Raw genomic sequence first — 16,524 nt, forward strand, 5'->3', positions numbered from 1 at the left:
TAACCGGGCTGCCGGGCGGGAGGCCGCGGCACGGCGCCGCAGCCCAGATGCCTGGGCGGGCTAGGAGACGGTGCCCAGTTCCTTGGTATCCTGCGCTTCCAGCCGCGGGTCCGTGCCCAGCAGCCGGCGCAGGGACGCGAGCCTCGCGGGCCCGGAGGGGCCCGCGTGCCCGGCCGCAACCCACGCGTCGACGCCGCAGTTGACCGCGGCGGCGTCGTGTTTGCAGCCGCGTTCGCAATCGTCGGTGCCCGGTTCCAGGTCCGGGAAGGAGCGGAGGATCCGGTCCGGGTCCACATGGGCCAGCCCGAAGGACCGGATGCCGGGGGTGTCGATGATCCAACTGCCGGCCGGGGCATCGTTGACTTTGAGCGCCAGCGCGGAGGAGGACGTGTGGCGGCCGCGGCCGGTTACCGCGTTGACGCCTCCCGTGGCCCGCTCGGCCCCGGTCAGGGCGTTGACCATGGTGGACTTGCCGACGCCGGAATGGCCCAGCATCACGGTGACCTTGCCGTCGAGGTAGTCGCGCAGCTGGGACACCGCGTCCTTGTCGAGCCGGGCGGAGAGCCCGTCGTCGGAGCGGGCGTCGATGCCGGAAGCGGCGGAGTCCGCGGTCTTGGAGATGATGACGGGGAAATCGAGGTGCTGGTAATTGGACAACAGCTCGGCGGGATCCTTGACGTCGGCTTTGGTGACGAGCAGCAGCGGCTCAATGCCGGCGTCGTACGCGGCTACCAGCGCGCGGTCGATGAAACCGGTCCGGGGCTCGGGATTGGCGGCGGCGACCACCACAACCAGCTGGTCGGCGTTGGCCACCACGGCGCGTTCGATCGGGTCCGTGTCATCGGCGCTGCGGCGCAGCAGCGTCTTGCGGTCCTGGATCTTGACCAGCCGCGCGAGGGTGTCGGGCTCGCCGGTGACGTCCCCGACCAGGGAGACGAAGTCGCCGGCAACCACGGGATTGCGGCGCAGCTCACGGGCGCGCGCGGCAATGATCTTGCGTTCGTCGGGGGTCCCTTCGCCGACGACGGCGGTGTAGCGGCCGCGGTCCACGGTGATGATGCGTCCGGTCACGGCGTCGTCGTGGCTGGGCCGGTCCTTGGTGCGGGGGCGGGTGCCCTTCTTGTTCGGACGGATCCGGACGTCGGACTCGTCCCAGGAATCAGTGCTGCGTGCCACCGGCGGTGTCCTCATCTGCGGCGGGTCCCTGTGCCAGCATCGCTTCCCAGAGTTGCGGGAAATCGGGCATGGTCTTAGCCGTGGTCGCGATGTCCTCAACCTCCACGCCCGGCACGGCAAGGCCGAGGATGGCGCCGGCAGTGGCCATGCGGTGGTCCGCGTAGCTGTGCACCACACCGCCGTGCAGCGTGGCCGGACGGATGATGAGACCGTCGGCGGTCTCTTCGGCGTCGCCGCCGAGGCGGTTGATTTCGGCGACGAGGGCCGCGAGCCGGTCCGTTTCGTGGCCCCGGAGGTGGGCGATGCCGCTCAGCCGTGAGGGGCCGGCGGCGAGGGCGCAAAGCGCCGCCACGGTGGGGGCGAGCTCGCTGGTCTCGTCGAAGTCGCCGCCCTTGACCTCCGGGCCGCCACTGACGGTCAGGGTGCCGCCATCCATTGTCACGGTCGCGCCCATGGCGCTCAGGATGCCGCGCCAGAGGTCACCGACCTGGGTGGTCTCCGCGGGCCAGTTCGGGATTCGCACGGTTCCGCGGGTGGCCAGGGCCGCCGCGAGGAACGGCCCGGCGTTCGAGAGGTCCTGCTCGATCCGCTGGTCGAAGGCGCGGATCGGGCCGGGGGAGACAATCCAGTGGTTCGGCACCGAGTCATCGACCGCCACGCCCACGCCGCGCAGCACGGCCACGGTCATGTTGATGTGGTCCAGGCTCGGTACGGGTTTGCCGACGTGTTCCAGGTGGAGCCCCTCGGTGAAGCGGGCGCCGGCCAGCAGCAGGGCGGAGACGAACTGGGACGATGCGCTGGCGTCGATGATGAGGTGGCCGCCGCGTACTTCGCCCGTGCCGTGGACGGTGAAGGGCAACGATGACGCCGGACCGCCGTCGGATGCGTTCACTGCCACACCCAAACCAGCCAGGGCCTCGATGATGGTGCCCATCGGGCGTTTGCGGGCGTGCGGGTCGCCGTCGAAGCGGGACTCACCGCGCCGCAGCGCCGCCACCGGAGGCACAAAGCGCATGACCGTGCCGGCCAGGCCGCAGTCGATCGCGGTGTCCGCCGCAACGGCGTCCAAGCTGATCGGGATGATTTCCAGGTCGGGGCCGAAGGAACCGTCGCCGGGAACCTCCGTGACGGTGGCCCCCAGCTGCCGCAGGGCCTCAACCATCAATGCGGAGTCCCGGGAGTGCAGGGGGGCCCGCAGCCGGGACGGTCCGTCCGCGAGGGCGGCGAGCACGAGGTACCGGTTGGTCAGGGACTTGGATCCCGGAACGGTGACAGTGGCATCGACCGGCCGTGTGGCCAAGGGTGCGGGCCAGTGCGGACCGACGTCGGCAGGATTGGGGCCGGCCGGGTGGGAAGGGGCAGTTGCTGAGGGGGTGGTGCCAGTCATTACCGTCTTAGGCTCCGGCTGAGTGTTCTACGGCCTTGCGGACGACTTTGTCGGCCTTTTTCAGCTGCTTGTTGGTGGTCTTCCGGGCATCGGCGGCGAGGTGTCCGGCGCTCTTCTTGGCATCCGCGGCCAGGTGGCCGGCGCGCCAGGCCAGGCTGGGCTTGCCAGCGGTATCGACCGCGGCGAGGAGCACGCCGCCGGTGAGGGTGACGTTTTTCAGGAGCTGTTTGCGGCGGGCGTCACGGGCTTCCTTTGAGGAGATGTCCGCGCTGCGCCATTCCACGTAGCTGTTCAGGACCGAAATGACGGCGAGCAGGGTGGCTGCCAGCCGGGCGGACTTGCCGAGGGCGAAGCAGACGCCGGCACCGATCTGGGTGCCGCCGATCACGCGTGCCAGGACTTTTTCGTCGGGCTGGAACGGCAGTGCGTCGGCCGTGCGGCGCAACAAGGGCGACAGCTGTGCCGCAGTGTCATCCGCGTTCCTGAGCTTGTCCATGCCGGCGAGGACGAAACTGGAGGCGAGCATGGGCCGGGCGAGAAAGCGGACAAACGACATGAATTTCCTCCTGGATGGACGAACCGCGGCTTCACTGCGGGGGAACCGGTTCTAGTCTTGCACTTTTGCGGAATATTTGCCCGCAGGACGTGGTTGTGAAAGGCAGATCCCAGCACAGCTTAGGAAGGCGGAGATTTGACGCAGGTGTTGGACAGGACCGAACCGGAGGCCGATTCCGGGCAATCGTGGACCCTCGCGCTTCCGGCAGTTCTGGGTGCCCGGCGGAAGGTGACAGTAGACTTGAACGCAATGAGCACCATGGACCCGGCCGTTGCGGCCATGCACGAGGTTGCCGGAAACGACGCCACGCCCACCAAGACACCTGATGCCGGCACGTCCGGCGCACCAGAACGGCCCGCTGTGCATATGCCCGCCGATGGACCCGCCGCCTTGGAAACCGAGGTGGACGGAAGGCCGCTGGACGTTTCCACCGAGTCCGCGGAGGAGCGCCGGGTGCGCTTTGAACGCGACGCCATGCAGTACGTGGACCAGTTGTATTCGGCGGCCATGAGGATGGCCCGGAATCCCTCCGACGCCGAGGACCTGGTCCAGGAGGCGTACACGAAGGCGTTTTCCGCGTTCCACCAGTACAAGCCCGGAACCAATCTGAAGGCCTGGCTGTACCGCATCCTCACCAACACGTATATCAACCTGTACCGGAAGCGTCAGCGTGAGCCGCTGCAGTCGAATTCGGACACCATCGAGGACTGGCAGCTCGCCCGCGCCGAGTCGCATACGTCGTCGGGACTGCGCTCGGCGGAGGCCGAGGCCCTCGACCACCTGCCCGATTCCGATGTGAAGCGCGCGCTCCAGGCGATTCCGGAGGAGTTCCGGCTGGCCGTGTACTTCGCCGACGTCGAGGGCTTCGCGTACAAGGAAATTTCAGACATCATGAACACCCCCATCGGGACCGTCATGTCCCGGCTGCACCGCGGCCGGAAGATGCTGCGGGACATGCTTGCGGATTATGCCGCCGAACGGGGATTCGGGGCCGCAATCGAGTCAAGCGCCGCGGCCGACAGCAACAAACAGGAGAACAGGAAATGAGCGACTGCCAGGGACTGGGCGATTGCGACGACGCCCGGATGCAACGTATCTATGAGTATCTGGATGGTGCGCTCACGCATGACGACATCGCAGAGATCAAGGACCACCTGGACAGCTGCCCGGAGTGCCTGGAGCAGTACGACCTCGAATGTGTCATCCGCGTGATGGTCAAGCGTTCGTGCACCGAAGCAGCTCCGGAAAACCTCAAGAACTCCATCCTGGACCGGATTCACTCGATCCGGACTGTGGAAGCCTGAGCCCGGCTCCATACCTAGATAAACGAATGACCCCGGAAGCCGTAAGGAATCCGGGGTCATTCGTCTAAAGCTGTCATTCCAAGCTTTGCTTAGGTGTTGGGGCGCTTACCGTGGTTCGCGCCGCCACGCTTACGGTCACGACGTTTACGTGCACGTTTGCTCATAGCTGGCCTCCTTAATCTTGGTACTCAAAAGAGCTGCCCTCAAGTCTCCCACATCGCGGCACCCGCCGCGAACCGGGGGCCCGCGCTACGAGGTTGCGCGTGGGGGCCAGTCCTCCAGCGAATTGCGGATTGAAATCCGGGCCTGATCCAGCACGGTCTTGACCGTTTCGAGCGTGACGGCGGTGACGGGACGGCTCCCGGCATGGCGCCGCAGTTCCACCCGCATGTCGTCGCGGAAGGCCTGCACCAGCATTTCTGCCTCCTTCAGCCGCCGTTCGCCCTCCGGGGAGTACCACGGGCTCCCCGCGCCGCCGGCAGAACCTGAGGCGCGGGCCGAGCTCCGAGCCGCCTCTGCCGTTGCCGCGAGATCGGCCCGGAGGCCGCGCATGTTGACGCGGATGTCCTGGCGCAGGTTGTCGGCCAGCCGGCGAACCGAGGCCGAAATGTCGTTTTCGACGTCGGCGAGTTCATCCCGCCGGCTGTTCAGCTCCGTGAGTCCGGCCGGGGTGATGCTGTAGTTGGTGCGGCGGCCCTCCGTGTGGGTGGCAACGAGCCCTTCTTCCTCCAGCTTGCCCAGGCGCGGGTAGATGGTTCCGGCGCTGGGGGAGTAGGTGCCGCCGAAACGCTCGCTGAGCGCCTTGATGAGCTCGTAGCCGTGCTTGGGGCCCGATTCGAGCAGGGCGAGCAGGTACAGCCGGAGCGCGCCGTGGGCGAAGACGGGAGGCATCAGAGGGCCGTTTCAGTGTCCGCGGTGGGCTGGCCGTGGAAGATCGACGTTTTTCCCGAAACCGAGTTGGTCCGGACGAGCATCAGCTTGGCGTCCGGTCCCGCGATGGTCTGCACCGTGCCGCTGGGCTGTGCGTACCTCTGGTCATCGATGACCACCGCCCCGCTGGCGGATTTGGCGACGATGTCCACGCCGATGTCGTGCGGAAGCCGGATGGTGACGTCGCCGGAGACTGAATTGGCGCCCAAATCCTGAGTGAAGCCGTGCAGGTCAAAGTTCAGGTCGCCGCTGACGGTGTTCGCGCGGATGTGGCTGAATTCGCCCGAGGCCGTCACTTCGCCGGAGACGCTCTTGGCGGTCAGGACGCCGCGGTGGTTGCGGGCAATCACCTCGCCGCTGACCGTATTGACGGACAGGTCCCCGGAGGTACCATCGGCCAGCACGGAGCCCGAGACGGTGTTGAGCCGGGAATGACCGCTGATCCCGGAGACCATGCCGTCGCCGCTCACCGTCCCGGCTTCGACCTCGACGCCGGCGGGCAGGGCGATGCTGATGACCACGGAGTTGCTGCTGCCGTTGTTGACGGTACTCATCAGGTTCTTGAACCAGCCCTGCGGCCCGTGCAGCTGGTGGCGGACTTCCAGGCGGCCGTTGACGACCGAAACCGACAGCGGATCACCGTCGATTTCGGAGACTTCGATCCTGGCCACGTCCTCGTCATGGGTGACGATGTCGAAGCGGCCCCGGACGATGCCGAGCTTGAGCGAGCGGACGCCGTCGACGTCGATGGTCTGCGGGCCGGTCACGGTCCACGTGTTCTCTGGCATGGTTCCTCCGGAAAGGCGAAAGTGGCTGGACAACTAAAGATATATCGCGACTATGAAATCACGATATATCGCGCGCGCAGGCCAGGTCAAGATATATCGCGAAGTTCCGGGAAGGGCGTGGCTCGGTGCTGCGGGTTGCCGGGTGTCCCGCCTATTCCGGCGCGTCCAGTCCGAGCCACTGGAACCAGCCGCGGTGCAGCACGAGCCACGCCATGAGGCCATACCCTGCCTGGCCGGGCGTGCCGCCGTTGGCCGCGAGGTCTTGGCGCCACTGCTCGTGGTTCAGCAGCGGCGAGAAGGTGTCGACGTAGAGGTGCTTGCGGCGCGTCGTGACGTCGGCGAAGGCGGTGTTGAGTTCGCCGAGCCTGCGGTTCTGTGCGGGGTCAAGCGTGGGCGGCGGGCCCACGACGAAGACCTCGATCTTGTTCTGCGAGGCGGAGTCCAGGATGTTGGCGAGGTTCAGGCGGCTGCGGGCCGTGGACAGGCCGAACTCAATGTCGCGTCCGGACAGGCCGATCACCAGGCGGTTTTCGTGGTGGTTGCCGAAGCGGCGGCCTGCCTCCTCGAGCCAGCGCGCGGCTATTCCCTCCGTGCCCTCTTCGGGGCATGGCAGGGAGTAGCACTCCAGTGCGACGCTGTCCTGCGGTGTGCGGGCCAAGACCCGTCCCCACCAGCCCAAGGCCCGCGGATCACCGAGCCCGGCCAACAGCTCGTCCCCAACGGCTGCGATCCGCAGCTTCCGATCTTCCACGACTACCTCTTCACTTCAACGCTGTCCATCAAGCTGACCACTAACAGTCCATTAAACAGAACTGCCCGGCCGGAGTGTTGTGTTTCAGTCTCCGGCCGGGCAGCAATGACGCTACTTACGTGCAAATGCCTGCTTGAGCAAGCTGTCCTGTTCTGCCGCGTGGCGCTTCATCGACCCTGCCGCGGTGGAGGCCGAGGCGGGGCGGGAGATGAGGCGGACCCGGCGGTCCAGGGCGTCGGGCAGGTTCAGGCCGATGAACGGCCACGGACCCTGGTTGGCCGGCTCGTCCTGCGCCCAGACCACTTCGGCGTTCGGGTACTTGGCCAGCTCCGCGGCGATCTCGGCGGCCGGCAGCGGGTAGAGCTGCTCGACGCGCACGATCGCCGTGGTCTGGTTCTCGGTCTTCTGCCGGGTGGACAGCAGATCGTAGTACAGGCGTCCGGAGACCAGCAGCACGCGTTCGACGGCGTCGGCCTGCAGGTGGGCGTGCTCCGGGATGACCGGGCGGAACGAGCCGGTGGTGAAGTCCTCCACGGAGGACGCCGCGGCCTTCAGCCGGAGCAGCTGCTTCGGCGTGAAGATGATCAACGGCTTGCGCGGCTTGCTGTAGGCCTGGCGGCGCAGCAGGTGGAAGTGCGAGGCCGACGTCGTGGGGTTGGCCACGATCATGTTCTCTTCAGCGCACATCTGGAGGAAACGCTCGATGCGGGCGGAGGAGTGGTCCGGTCCCTGGCCCTCGTAGCCGTGCGGCAGCAGGAGAACCAGCGAGGACCGCTGGCCCCATTTCTGCTCGGCGGAGGAGATGAACTCGTCGATGATGGTCTGCGCACCGTTGACGAAGTCACCGAACTGCGCCTCCCAGAGCACCAAGGCATCCGGGCGCTCCACCGAGTACCCGTATTCGAAGCCCATGGCGGCGTATTCGGAGAGCAGGGAGTCGTAGATCCACAGCTTCGCCTGGTTATCCGACAGGTGGGACAGGGGCAGCCATTCGTCGCCGTTGGCGCGGTCGTGGAAGACGGCGTGGCGCTGCACGAAGGTGCCGCGGCGCGAGTCCTGGCCGGCGAGCCGGACGGGGACGCCTTCCATGACGAGCGAGCCGAACGCGGCAAGTTCACCGAAGCCCCAGTCGATGCCGCCTTCACGGGACATCGCTTCACGCTTCTCCAGCAGCTGCTTGAGTTTGGCGTGGACGGTGAAGCCCTCAGGGATGTCGGTGTGGGCCTTGCCGATGCGGGCCAGCATTTCCGCGGAGATCGCCGTGGAGGCCGGGGCATTGACGCCGGAATCGGACTGCTGGGCCATGGGGCGTTCGAGATCGGACACCGCGGCGGAATCGGCCTTGATGATCGGGATCGGGGACGTCTGGGCGGCGTGGGTTTCGGCGAAGACGCGTTCCAGGCGTTCCTGGTAGTCGCGCAGCAGCTGCTCTGCTTCTTCCTCGGTGATGTCACCGCGGCCGATCAGCGATTCGGTGTACAGCTTGCGGACGGAGCGCTTGGCTTCGATCAGGTTGTACATCAGCGGCTGGGTCATCGAGGGGTCGTCGCCCTCGTTGTGGCCGCGGCGGCGGTAGCACACCATGTCGATGACAACGTCCTTGTGGAAACGCTGGCGGAACTCGTAGGCGAGCTGCCCGATGCGGACCACGGCCTCCGGGTCGTCGCCGTTCACGTGGAACACCGGCGCCTGGATCATCTTTGCGACATCCGTGGAGTACGTGGAGGAACGCGAGGACGACGGGGCGGTGGTGAAGCCGACCTGGTTGTTGACCACGATGTGGATGGTGCCGCCGGTGCGGTAGCCGCGCAGCTGGGAGAGGTTGAGCGTTTCCGCTACAACACCCTGGCCTGCGAAAGCGGCGTCGCCGTGCACCATGATCGGCAGCACGGGGAACGCCTCGCCCTGGTCAAGCCGGTCCTGCTTGGCGCGGACGATGCCTTCGAGGACGGAGTCCACGGCCTCGAGGTGGGACGGGTTCGCGGCGAGGTAGACCTTGGTCTCCTTGCCGTTGTCCGAGGTGAAGGTGCCCTCGGTGCCGAGGTGGTACTTGACGTCGCCGGAGCCCTGCACGGAGCGCGGGTCCTGGGTGCCTTCGAATTCGCGGAAGACCTGGGCATAGGTCTTGCCCGCGATGTTGGTCAGCACGTTGAGCCGGCCGCGGTGGGCCATGCCGATCGCGACTTCGTCGAGTTCGTCGTCGGCGGCGTCGGAGATGATCGCGTCCAGCAGCGGAATCAGGGACTCGCCGCCTTCGAGCGAGAAGCGCTTCTGGCCGACGAACTTCGTCTGCAGGAACGTCTCAAAGGCCTCGGCGGCGTTGAGCTTGGAAACGATGCGCAGCTGCTCGTCGCGGCTCGGCTTCGAGTACGCGTGCTCCAGCTGGTCCTGGAACCACTTGCGCTCGGCGGGGTCCTGGATGTGCATGTATTCGATGCCGGCGGTGCGGCAGTAGGCGTCGCGGAGGACGCCGAGGATGTCGCGGAACTTGAGCATCGGCTTGCCGCCGAAGCCGCCGGTGGGCCACTCGCGGTCCAGGTCCCACAGGGTCAGGCCGTAGGTCAGAACGTCGAGGTCCGGGTGCTTGCGCTGGACGTATTCGAGCGGATCGGTGTCCGCCATAAGGTGGCCGCGCACGCGGTAGGCGTGGATCAGCTGCTGGATCCGGGCGACCTTGTTGATCTCGTCGGCCGGGTCCACCTGCAGGTCCGGGCTCCAGCGCACAGGCTCGTAGGGGATGCGCAGGGACTCGAAGATCTCGTCGTAGAAATTCTGCGCACCGAGAAGGAGCTGGTGCACGAGCTTGAGGAACTCGCCGCTGCCGGCGCCCTGGATGACGCGGTGGTCATAGGTGGAGGTCAGCGTGAGGACCTTGCTGATCGCGTTCTGCGCGATGATCTTCTCGCTGGCACCCTGGAACTCGGCCGGGTAGTCCAGTGCGCCGACGCCGATGATGGCGGCCTGGCCCTTGGACAGGCGCGGCACCGAGTGGACGGTGCCGATGCCGCCGGGGTTGGTCAGGGACACGGTGGTGCCGGAGTGGTCGTCCGCGGTCAGCTTACCGTTGCGGGCGCGCTTGATCAGGTCCTCGTAGGTGTGCCAGAACTCGGAGAAGTTGAGGGTCTCCGCCTTCTTGATGTTCGGGACCATGAGCAGGCGGGTGCCGTCAGGCTTGGGCATGTCAATCGCGATGCCGAAGTTCACGTGCGCCGGCTGCACAGCCACCGGCTTGCCGTCGACCTCGTCGTAGTAGACGTTCATCGACGGGAACTGGGACAGGGCCCGGATGACCGCGTAGCCGATCAGGTGCGTGAAGGAAACCTTGCCGCCGCGGGCGCGGGCCAGGTTGGAGTTGATGACCACGCGGTTGTCAATCAGCAGCTTGGCCGGGATGGCCCGGACGCTTGTGGCGGTCGGCACTTCCAGGCTGGTGACCATGTTGGACGCGATGGCCTTCGCCGGGCCGCGCAGGACAGAGACGACGTCCTCTTCCGGCGCCGTCGGGGCCTTGAGGTTCTTCGGCAGCTGTGCCGGGATCGGTGCGGTGCCGGGGCCGGCGTCGGAGGTCCTGGCGCCGTCCCGGGCTGCGGTGGCCGGGGTTCTCTTGGCTGCGGGCGCAGGGGCGGGAGCTGCGGGCGGGGCAGCAGGCGCGGCCGGCGCAGGTGCTGCCGACGAAGCGGCAGGCGCTACAACGGGAAGTTCACGGGTGGCAGGATGCACAGCTGTCGCGGTGCCGGACGTTCCGTTGGCGGAAGAGGCGTCGCTAGCCGCAAAGGATTCGAACAGCGGCCACCACTTGGCGTCGACCGTGTTCTTGTCCTGCTGGTAACGCTCGTACAGTTCGTCAACGAGCCACTCGTTTCCGCCAAATTCCTCTGGTAGACGGTGGCTAGGCTGCTCTGGCACTTGAAATACGCCTCTTCCATGAGTTTGATTCCCTCTGGCTTCCACGGTGCCTCGGCACAACGATTGAGCCAGTCTCTGCGTCCAGTGAACCCAGACCCATGCCAGTCTAGTGAGGATTCTTGCCAAACCGCCAATAAGCGTGACCCAAATCATGATCCGTCTCCGCGGCCACTGAATTGGAGTGAAGAAGTGCTGCAGAATCGGCACGGATGCGGTGCCTTACGCGGTGCTTCACACAGTGACTTACACAGTGCCGGCCGCGGTGCCGGACGCAGTGCCGGCCCCGCCGGGAACCGCCCTAGAATCAAAGAAGAACCCGTTTGGCGCCGACGGCGCCAGCTGAGGGTGCCAGCAAAGGAGCAGTCGTGCGTTTCCTGAATGAGCCCACCACCGATCTGACTTACTCCGACCTCTTCCTGGTGCCGTCGCGGTCGGATGTCATCTCGCGCCTGGACGTCGATCTCGCGGCCGGTGACGGGACCGGCTCGGCGATTCCGCTGGTGGCGGCGAATATGACGGCGGTGACGGGGAAGCGGATGGCCGAGACCATGGCCCGCCGCGGCGGCCTTGGAGTCCTGCCGCAGGACGTCCCGCTCGATGTCATCCGGGACGTCACGGCCTGGATCAAGGGACGCCACCCGGTCCTCGAAACCCCCGTCACGCTCGCGCCCACGGACACCGTGATCGATGCCCTCCACTTGATGGGCAAGCGGCCACACGGGGCCGTTGTAGTGGTGGATGAGGCCGGCGCCGTCGCCGGTGTCGTCCGGGCCGCCGACTGTGAGGGTCAGGACCGATTCGCGTCGCTGGCCTCCGTCATCCGCCACCAGCCGCTGGTGCTGGACGCCGAATTGCTCGATGCCGGATTGCTGGTCGGCGCACGGGCCGGGGACGCTGCGGATGCTGTGCAGGGCCTTCGCCGCGCCTTTGAAGCGATGGACGCCGCCGGGACGGACTACGCACCGGTGCAGCAGGACGGCGTCCTGGCCGGTGTGCTCACCCGAAGGGGCGCCCTGCGCTCCACGCTCTACCGCCCGTCCCTGGACGACGACGGCAAGCTCAAGGTGGCTGCCGCCGTCGGAATCAACGGTGACGTGGCCGGGCGGGCCGCCGAGTTGCTGGCTGCCGGCGTGAACGTGCTGGTCCTCGACACCGCACACGGGCACCAGCAGAAAATGTTCGACGCCCTGGCCGCCGTGAAGGGACTCAACCCCGGCGTGCCGGTGGTCGCCGGTAACGTCGTCACCGGCGAGGCAACGCGTGAGCTTATCGAGGCCGGGGCGGACATCGTCAAGGTTGGCGTGGGTCCAGGCGCCATGTGCACCACGCGCATGATGACGGCCGTAGGGCGCCCGCAGTTCAGCGCCGTCCTGGAGTGCTCGGCCGCGGCGCGGGAAGCCGGCGGCCGGGTGTGGGCCGACGGCGGGGTCCGCTACCCGCGCGACGTCGCCCTGGCCCTGGCCGCCGGGGCCAGCCAGGTCATGATCGGCTCCTGGTTTGCCGGCACGCACGAAAGCCCGGGGGACCTGCAGCTCGACGCGACGGGCCGGCAGTACAAGGAGAGCTTCGGGATGGCGTCCGCCCGCGCGGTGCAGAACCGCAACCAGCGCGAGGGCGCCTTTGAAAAGGACCGCAAGGCCCTGTTCGAGGAAGGCATCTCCACGTCCCGCATGTACGTGGACGCGGCCCGGCCCGGCGTTGAGGACCTGCTGGACATGATCACCGCCGGCCTGCGCAGTTCCATGAGCTACGCCGGCGCTGCCGATCTCGCGGCTTTCCGCGAACGTGCCGTGGCCGGCATCCAGTCCGCGGCCGGGTACGAGGAAGGCCGGCCCGTCCCGCAGAGCTGGTGAGTTCGGCGCGGCCGGTGAAGCCGGCGGTCGGGGGCTGGCGGCGGCCGCTCCTGTAGACTGAAATTCTTATGGACAGTAAATCTAGGTGCCGGCCTGGGGGCTGTCAGCGGAGAACCGAAACCGTTCCCGCGCAGTCCACCCGAAGAGCCGGCAAACCCCGTTCACGCGCCCATCATTCTCCGGCCACACGCAACACCGGAGCCTTCCAGGAAACCGGGTCGGCCGCCGCCGACCATCCTCCGCCGGGCAGACCCTTCCAGCCTTTACGGTCCCTGCAGCGGCCCTCGCCGTGCGCCTTTGCCGCTGCCGCTGCTGCGGAAGCAGGCCGCTGAGATGGAATGGCTACTCCTCGCAGCAGGCCTCCTGCTCATCCTCGGCACCGGGTTCTTTGTCGCCGTGGAATTTTCCCTGGTCGCCTTGGACCAGGCCACCGTGCAGCGCGCCGTTGACACCGGCGACACCGCCGCCGAGCCGTTGCTCAAATGCCTCAAGTCGCTCTCCACCCAGCTCTCGAGCTGCCAGCTGGGCATCACCATGACCACGCTGCTGACCGGTTACGTCATGGAACCGTCCGTCGGCAAGTTGCTCGAGGGTCCCCTCACCGCGCTCGGAGTCCCGCCAGCGGCGGCCGCCTCGCTGTCCCTGGTCCTCGCGATGGCGGTGGCCACCCTGCTCTCCATGCTGATCGGTGAGCTGGTGCCCAAGAACATGGCCATCGCGCGGTCCTTCCCGATCGGCAAGGCCGTTGCCCGGCCCCAGCTGGTGTTCACCGCCATCTTCAAGCCCGCAATCGTGGTGCTCAACGGATTCTCCAACAAGGTCCTCAACGTCTTCGGCCTGGAGGCCAAGGAGGAAATCTCCGGCGCCCGCACGCCGGCCGAACTGGCCTCGCTCGTGCGCCGCTCCGCGGCCATGGGCACCCTCGACGCCGGAACGGCCAACTTCGTCGCCCGAACCCTTAAGTTCTCCGGGCGCACCGCCGCGGACGTCATGACCCCCCGCATCCGCGTGGAGACCATCGACGCCGACCAGCCGGTCTCGGACATCGTCGAGGCCGCCAAGCGCACGGGATACTCCCGTTTCCCGGTGATCGGCGAGTCCTCCGATGACATCCGCGGCGTGGTCCATATCAAGAAGGCCATCGCCGTGCCCGCGGACCGCCGCGCCAAGCTGCAGGCCGGAGCCATCATGACCGATGTGCTCCAGGTCCCCGAGACCATCCACCTGGACGCCCTCCTCGCCGAACTGCGCGAGGGGAACCTGCAACTGGCCGTCGTCCTCGACGAGTACGGCGGAACGGCCGGCATCACCACCCTGGAAGACCTCGTGGAGGAAATCGTCGGGGAAGTGGCCGATGAACATGACAAGGTCCGCCCCGGCCTGCTCCAGAGCGCCTCGGGGGACTGGTACTTCCCGGGCCTGCTCCGGCCCGATGAACTTTCCGAACAGATCCCGGGCCTGACCGTGCCCGACGAGGCTGCCTACGAAACGGTGGGAGGCTACCTCATGAGCCAGCTCGGCCGCATCGCGGCAGTCGGCGACACAGTCGACGTCGTCGGCGGGACACTGAGCGTGACCCGCATGGACGGCCGCCGGATCGACCGGATCTGCTTCCGGCCCACCCGGGTACCCGGCGACGACCAGCCCGCCAGCCAGGCAGGTGCCGCATGAGCGACTGGGCAGGAATCCTGTGGCTTGCCTTCCTGCTGGTGGGCAATGCCTTCTTCGTGGCAGCAGAATTCGCCGTCATGTCCGCCCGCCGAAGCCAGATCGAGCCGCTGGCCGAGGCCGGTTCCAAGCGCGCACAGACCACGCTGCGGGCCATGGAAAATGTTTCCCTCATGCTTGCGTGCGCCCAGCTCGGCATCACCGTCTGCTCGCTGCTGATCCTGCTGGTGGCTGAGCCCGCGATCCACCACCTCCTGGCCGTGCCGCTGGAAGCGGCGGGGGTCCCGGTGGGGGCAGCTGGCATTGTGGCCTTCGCCGTCGCCCTGCTAGCGGTGACGTTCCTGCACGTCACATTCGGCGAAATGGTGCCGAAGAACATTTCCGTGTCGGTCGCGGACAAGGCGGCGCTGTTGCTGGCGCCGCCGCTGATGTTCATCGGGCGACTGGTCAAACCCGTCATTACGTCGCTTAACTGGTCCGCAAACCACATCCTGAAGCTGCTGCGGATCGAGCCGCAGAATGAGGTCACGTCTTCCTTCACCCTTGAAGAAGTGCAGTCGATCGTGCAGGAATCCACCCGGCACGGACTCGTGGACGACGACGCCGGACTTATTACCGGAGCGCTGGAGTTCTCCGAACACACGGCGTCCCACGTGATGGTTCCGTTGGGAAAGCTCGTCATGCTCAAGGCGGCGACCACGCCGGTGGAATTCGAAAAGGCGGTGAGCCGGACCGGGTTCTCGCGCTTCCCGATGCTCGATGACGACGGCATGCTGGCCGGCTACCTCCACATCAAGGACGTGCTGTCCATTCCGGACGCCGGGTACCACCAGCCGATCGCGGAAAGCCGCATCCGCTCGCTGGCGAACCTCGCCATGGACGACGAAATTGAAAAGGCCATGTCCGTCATGCAGCGCACGGGCTCGCATCTGGCCCGAGTGATCGGCCCCGACGGGCTGACCCAGGGGGTGCTGTTCCTGGAAGACGTGATCGAGCAGCTCGTCGGCGAAATCCGGGACGCGACGCAGGCCACCGGCTACCGCAGGCTGGGCCAAGACCAGTAACGGACAGACCAGTAGCGGACGGACGGCAGCACGGCACGCCGTGTATCCCTAAATAGGAATGATTCCTATTTAGGGATACACTCGGGCTGTTGCTATTGCTCCTGATTCTCAATAACAGATCCGAGGTTCCCGTGCGTCGTCCCGCTGCCCGAGCCATGCTGGCTGGGTTTGCCGGCTTAGGCCTCCTGCTCACCGCGTGCAGTCCGACGGCGGGCAGCTCGCGGGGGACCGCCGGCGACGGCGTGGTCGACGTCGTCGCTTCCACCAGCGTTTACGGCGACATTATCTCCAGCATCGGCGGCGACAAGGTCCGGGTCAGCTCGATCATCAACCGCACCAGCCAGGACCCGCACTCCTACGAGGCCACCACGCAGGACAAGCTGGCCGTCTCCAAGGCCGAGCTCGTGGTGGAGAACGGCGGGGGATACGACGCCTTCATTGACACGCTGGCAACCGACACCGGGCTGGAGAAGGGCAACATCATCAACGCTGTGGACGTCTCCGGCCTGGCCACCGAAAGCCCGGCACAAGACAGTACCGACTCCCCGAGCCCCGACTCCGCCGGCCACACCCACGAGCACACCGGACTGAACGAACACGTCTGGTACAGCCTGCCGGCCATGTCCCGCCTCGCGGACGCCGTCGCCGACAAGCTGGGCTCGCTGGAACCGGCCTCGGCGCAGACGTTCCGGACCAACGCTGCGGCCTTCAAGGACTCACTCGGCGGCTTGGAAACCAAGCTCGCCGCCATCAAGTCAAAGGCAGGCCACGTGCCCGTGGCCGTCACCGAGCCCGTCCCGCTGTACCTGCTCGAGGACGCCGGACTGGAGAACGAGACCCCGGCCGAGTACACCGCGGCGATTGAGGAAGACTCAGATGTCCCGCCCGCCGTGCTCAAGGCCGCCGTCGATCTCGTGGCATCCCGGGGCGTCCGGCTGCTGGCCTACAATACCCAGACCGAGGGACCGCAGACGGTGGCGCTGAAAAAGGCCGCCGAGACCGCCGGCATCCCGGTAGTGAACTTCAGCGAAACCCTCCCGGACGGCCAGTCCTACCTGCAGTGGATGACCGGGAACGTTGAGAGCATCGGCAAGGCCCTAGCATGATCGCAACAGCGGGAGCAGCAGTCTCCGCGGAAAAT

At 66.8% G+C, this 16,524-nt stretch carries 13 protein-coding genes; 6 read left to right on the plus strand and 7 right to left on the minus strand.

Going from position 1 to position 16,524, the window contains the following annotated elements:
• Nucleotides 1-60: 60 nt before the first annotated feature.
• Genes BLQ10_RS05735 through BLQ10_RS05745 form a run of 3 tightly spaced genes read right to left on the minus strand, consistent with a single transcriptional unit; the run spans nucleotide 61 to nucleotide 3,119 of the window.
• Complete coding sequence (locus BLQ10_RS05735; RefSeq protein WP_091559420.1) at nucleotides 61-1,176, minus strand: ribosome small subunit-dependent GTPase A; 1,116 nt, start codon at nucleotides 1,174-1,176, stop codon at nucleotides 61-63.
• Nucleotides 1,160-2,563 (minus strand): 3-phosphoshikimate 1-carboxyvinyltransferase, encoded by a 1,404-nt coding sequence (gene aroA, locus BLQ10_RS05740; protein WP_091559423.1) that lies wholly within the window; start codon nucleotides 2,561-2,563, stop codon nucleotides 1,160-1,162. The genes BLQ10_RS05735 and aroA overlap by 17 nt, the downstream gene beginning before the upstream one ends.
• 7 nt (nucleotides 2,564-2,570) lie before the next feature.
• The gene (locus BLQ10_RS05745; protein WP_091559424.1) at nucleotides 2,571-3,119 is read right to left on the minus strand and encodes a DoxX family protein; all 549 of its coding nucleotides are present in this window, start codon (nucleotides 3,117-3,119) and stop codon (nucleotides 2,571-2,573) included.
• 210 nt (nucleotides 3,120-3,329) lie between these two features.
• Between BLQ10_RS05745 and BLQ10_RS05750 the strand changes: the two genes are divergently transcribed.
• Complete coding sequence (locus BLQ10_RS05750) at nucleotides 3,330-4,166, plus strand: sigma-70 family RNA polymerase sigma factor (protein WP_302847295.1); 837 nt, start codon at nucleotides 3,330-3,332, stop codon at nucleotides 4,164-4,166.
• Entirely contained in the window at nucleotides 4,163-4,423 is a 261-nt protein-coding gene (gene rsrA, locus BLQ10_RS05755; protein WP_091559427.1) for a mycothiol system anti-sigma-R factor, read from the plus strand. Before BLQ10_RS05750 ends, rsrA begins: the two co-directional genes overlap by 4 nt.
• A gap of 249 nt (nucleotides 4,424-4,672) precedes the next feature.
• On the opposite strand, the gene BLQ10_RS05760 is transcribed toward rsrA, so the two are convergent.
• From BLQ10_RS05760 to BLQ10_RS05775, 4 genes are all read right to left on the minus strand, one after another.
• Nucleotides 4,673-5,314, minus strand: a complete 642-nt coding sequence (locus BLQ10_RS05760; protein WP_091559428.1) for a PadR family transcriptional regulator — start codon at nucleotides 5,312-5,314, stop codon at nucleotides 4,673-4,675.
• Nucleotides 5,314-6,141, minus strand: a complete 828-nt coding sequence (locus tag BLQ10_RS05765) for a DUF4097 family beta strand repeat-containing protein (RefSeq protein WP_091559431.1) — start codon at nucleotides 6,139-6,141, stop codon at nucleotides 5,314-5,316. The genes BLQ10_RS05760 and BLQ10_RS05765 overlap by 1 nt, the downstream gene beginning before the upstream one ends.
• Nucleotides 6,142-6,292: 151 nt before the next feature.
• The gene (locus BLQ10_RS05770; protein ID WP_091559433.1) at nucleotides 6,293-6,892 is read right to left on the minus strand and encodes a GDSL-type esterase/lipase family protein; all 600 of its coding nucleotides are present in this window, start codon (nucleotides 6,890-6,892) and stop codon (nucleotides 6,293-6,295) included.
• 111 nt (nucleotides 6,893-7,003) lie between these two features.
• On the minus strand, nucleotides 7,004-10,798 hold the full coding sequence (locus tag BLQ10_RS05775; protein WP_091559436.1) for a multifunctional oxoglutarate decarboxylase/oxoglutarate dehydrogenase thiamine pyrophosphate-binding subunit/dihydrolipoyllysine-residue succinyltransferase subunit: 3,795 nt from the start codon (nucleotides 10,796-10,798) through the stop codon (nucleotides 7,004-7,006).
• A 365-nt stretch (nucleotides 10,799-11,163) separates the two neighbouring features.
• Here BLQ10_RS05775 and BLQ10_RS05780 point away from each other — a divergent pair, with 365 nt between their 5' ends.
• The 4 genes from BLQ10_RS05780 to BLQ10_RS05795 all read left to right on the plus strand — a co-directional run bounded on the left by BLQ10_RS05780 (nucleotide 11,164) and on the right by BLQ10_RS05795 (nucleotide 16,489).
• Complete coding sequence (locus BLQ10_RS05780; RefSeq protein ID WP_091559439.1) at nucleotides 11,164-12,651, plus strand: GuaB1 family IMP dehydrogenase-related protein; 1,488 nt, start codon at nucleotides 11,164-11,166, stop codon at nucleotides 12,649-12,651.
• A gap of 333 nt (nucleotides 12,652-12,984) precedes the next feature.
• Nucleotides 12,985-14,322 (plus strand): hemolysin family protein, encoded by a 1,338-nt coding sequence (locus BLQ10_RS05785; protein WP_091559717.1) that lies wholly within the window; start codon nucleotides 12,985-12,987, stop codon nucleotides 14,320-14,322.
• Nucleotides 14,319-15,383 (plus strand): hemolysin family protein, encoded by a 1,065-nt coding sequence (locus tag BLQ10_RS05790; RefSeq protein WP_091559441.1) that lies wholly within the window; start codon nucleotides 14,319-14,321, stop codon nucleotides 15,381-15,383. The genes BLQ10_RS05785 and BLQ10_RS05790 overlap by 4 nt, the downstream gene beginning before the upstream one ends.
• A gap of 131 nt (nucleotides 15,384-15,514) precedes the next feature.
• On the plus strand, nucleotides 15,515-16,489 hold the full coding sequence (locus BLQ10_RS05795; protein ID WP_217635786.1) for a metal ABC transporter solute-binding protein, Zn/Mn family: 975 nt from the start codon (nucleotides 15,515-15,517) through the stop codon (nucleotides 16,487-16,489).
• Nucleotides 16,490-16,524: the final 35 nt, after the last annotated feature.

It is taken from the genome of Arthrobacter sp. ok362 (assembly GCF_900102785.1).
In the GTDB taxonomy this organism is placed as follows: domain Bacteria; phylum Actinomycetota; class Actinomycetes; order Actinomycetales; family Micrococcaceae; genus Arthrobacter.